Source organism: Pseudomonas baetica (assembly GCF_051216495.1).
Classification (GTDB): Bacteria; Pseudomonadota; Gammaproteobacteria; order Pseudomonadales; family Pseudomonadaceae; genus Aquipseudomonas; species Aquipseudomonas baetica_B.
The window spans coordinates 1-2,679 of record NZ_JBPKAM010000223.1; the positions used below are offsets into that span (position 1 = coordinate 1).

Consider the following 2,679-nt stretch of genomic DNA (forward strand, 5'->3'; position numbering starts at 1 on the left):
AAGTCAGCGTGTAGTCACGCTGACTACGCCTTTTTGCCGCTTCCATCACATCCTCCTGAAAATAGATCAGAAGGTGTAAACCTTATTCAGGACTAGACACAGGCAACAAAAAAGGCCCGTATCTTGCGATACGGGCCTTTTTTGTCAGTCGGGAAAAATCAATTACTTGATTTTGCCTTCCTTGTAGATCACGTGCTTGCGAACAACCGGATCATATTTCTTGATCTCGATTTTGTCCGGAGTAGTACGCTTGTTCTTGTCGGTAGTGTAGAAGTGACCAGTACCGGCGCTCGAAATCAAACGAATCAATTCACGCATGATTAGCTCCCTTAAACCTTGCCATCGCGACGAAGTTCGGCCAGCACGACACTGATGCCACGCTTGTCGATGATGCGCATGCCTTTGGCAGATACGCGCAGACGCACAAAACGTTTCTCTTCTTCAACCCAGAAGCGGTGATGCTGCAGGTTCGGCAGGAAACGACGACGGGTTTTGTTGTTTGCGTGGGAAATGTTGTTCCCAGTCACCGGACCCTTACCGGTAACTTGACATACTCTAGACATGCCTCAGCCCTCTAAAACCACATGCCCAACCCGGCATGGGTTGGCCGCTTAATCTCTAGTCATTGTGGCGCCAGGCGCCGCGATTCTTTAGAGGTCTTACCGGCTACACCTACAGTGAAGGAACCGGGCCCCTAGAAAAGAGCGCTGCTTTATACCAGAAAGACTGGGGAGCAACAACATTCGCTGTACCTTGAATGGAGAAAAACCCGGATTTTCACGCCTCAAGCGCTTTGGATAAAGGCTATCGTCGATTGTGACCACTCGTCGCGAGAATCTGCCCGACACCACTGCCCTGACGCTTTTCCACCCGAACACAGCAAAATCAGGCGCCTATAGTCCACTCAAAATGCAAAAGGGGATAGTCATTTGCCAAGGAGCCCACTAGGGTAAGCCTTTTCCAGACTGCACTTGCAGATGGGCCTTCGATCTGTAAAGGAATCCGACCATGCGCCTCGCTGCCCTACCGCTGTTGCTCGCCCCTCTTTTGCTGAGCCCCCTGGCCCAGGCGGCCGCCCTGAGTGTCTGCACCGAGGCCAGCCCCGAAGGGTTCGATGTGGTGCAATACAACTCGCTGACCACCACCAACGCCTCGGCCGATGTGCTGATGAACCGCCTGGTGGACTTCGACACCGCCAGTGGCAAAGTGGTCGCCAGCCTCGCCGACAGCTGGGAGGTGAGCCCCGATGGCCTGATCTATGTGTTCAAACTGCACCCACAGGTTAAGTTCCATCGCACTGAATATTTCAGCCCGACCCGCGAACTGACCGCCGAAGACGTGAAGTTCAGTTTCGACCGCATGCTCGATCCGGCCAATCCGTGGCACCAGGTCGCCCAGAGCGGCTTCCCGCATGCGCAATCGATGCAATTGCCAGCGCTCATCAAGAAGATCGACGCTCTCGACCCGCTGACCGTGCGTTTCACCCTTGATCACGCCGATTCGACCTTCCTGGCGACCCTGAGCATGGGGTTTGCCTCGATCTATTCGGCCGAGTACGCCGACAAACTGTTAAAAGCTGGCACGACAGAAAAGCTCAACAGCCAGCCCATCGGCACTGGCCCGTTTGTTTTCACGCGCTTCCAGAAAGACGCCTCGATTCGCTACAAGGCCAACCCGGACTACTTCGGCGGCAAGCCGTCGGTGGATCCGTTGATCTTCGCCATTACCCCGGACGCCAACGTGCGCCTTCAGAAGTTGCGCCGCAACGAATGCCAGATCGCCCTCTCGCCCAAGCCGCTGGACGTACAGGCCGCGCTGAAAGAGCCGACCCTGAAAGTCGAAAAGACGGAAGCGTTCATGACCGCATTCGTCGGCATCAACAGCCAACACCCGCCGCTGGACAAGCCTGAAGTGCGACAGGCGATCAACCTCGCCTTCGACAAGGCCAGCTACGTCAAAGCCGTGTTCGAAGACACCGCCGAACCCGCCAACGGCCCCTACCCGCCCAACACCTGGAGCTACGCCAAAAATCTGCCGGGCTATCCCCATGACGTGGCGAAAGCCAAGGCATTGATGGCCAAGGCCGGCCTGAAGGATGGCTTCCAGACCACCATCTGGACGCGCCCGTCGGGCAGCCTGCTGAATCCGAACCCGAGCCTCGGCGCACAATTGCTGCAGTCCGATCTCGCGGAAATTGGCATCCAGGCCGAAATCCGGGTGATCGAATGGGGCGAACTGATTCGTCGCGCCAAGGCCGGTGAACACGACCTATTGTTCATGGGCTGGGCCGGTGACAACGGTGATCCGGACAACTTCCTCACGCCGCAGTTTTCCTGCGCTGCGGTCAAGTCCGGCACCAACTTCGCCCGCTACTGCAATCAGGATCTGGACAGGCTGATCAGTGCCGGCAAAACCACCGGTGAGCAAGGTGTGCGCACCAAGCTGTATGAACAGGCCCAGACGCAGATTCAGCAACAGGCGCTGTGGCTACCCCTGGCCCACCCGACGGCGTTCGCTCTGACGCGCAAGGATGTCGATGGCTATCAGGTGAGCCCGTTTGGCCGTCAGGATTATTCCAAGGTCACCCTCAAATAATTTAACCCGACACAAACCCTGTGGGAGCGAGCCTGCTCGCGAAAGCGATCTGTCAGCAAATATCATATTGACTGATACGACGCC

General features: G+C 56.5%; 3 protein-coding genes. 1 reads left to right on the forward strand and 2 read right to left on the reverse strand.

All coding sequences use genetic code 11. The features are described 5' to 3' along the window. Positions 1-162: 162 nt before the first annotated feature. Complete coding sequence (gene rpmG, locus ACSFE6_RS31325; protein ID WP_003177274.1) at positions 163-318, reverse strand: 50S ribosomal protein L33; 156 nt, start codon at positions 316-318, stop codon at positions 163-165. 11 nt (positions 319-329) lie between these two features. Beyond that, positions 330-563, reverse strand: a complete 234-nt coding sequence (gene rpmB, locus ACSFE6_RS31330) for a 50S ribosomal protein L28 (RefSeq protein WP_003177273.1) — start codon at positions 561-563, stop codon at positions 330-332. 445 nt (positions 564-1,008) lie between these two features. On the opposite strand from rpmB, the gene ACSFE6_RS31335 reads away from it, so the two are divergent. Beyond that, positions 1,009-2,595, forward strand: a complete 1,587-nt coding sequence (locus ACSFE6_RS31335) for an ABC transporter substrate-binding protein (RefSeq protein WP_435431238.1) — start codon at positions 1,009-1,011, stop codon at positions 2,593-2,595. Positions 2,596-2,679: the final 84 nt, after the last annotated feature.

Coding starts and splice junctions, on each gene's coding strand:
- rpmG (WP_003177274.1), bottom strand. CDS start 318: ATGCGTGAATTGATTCGTTTGATTTCGAGCGCCGGTACTGGTCACTTC.
- rpmB (WP_003177273.1), bottom strand. CDS start 563: ATGTCTAGAGTATGTCAAGTTACCGGTAAGGGTCCGGTGACTGGGAAC.
- ACSFE6_RS31335 (WP_435431238.1), top strand. CDS start 1,009: ATGCGCCTCGCTGCCCTACCGCTGTTGCTCGCCCCTCTTTTGCTGAGC.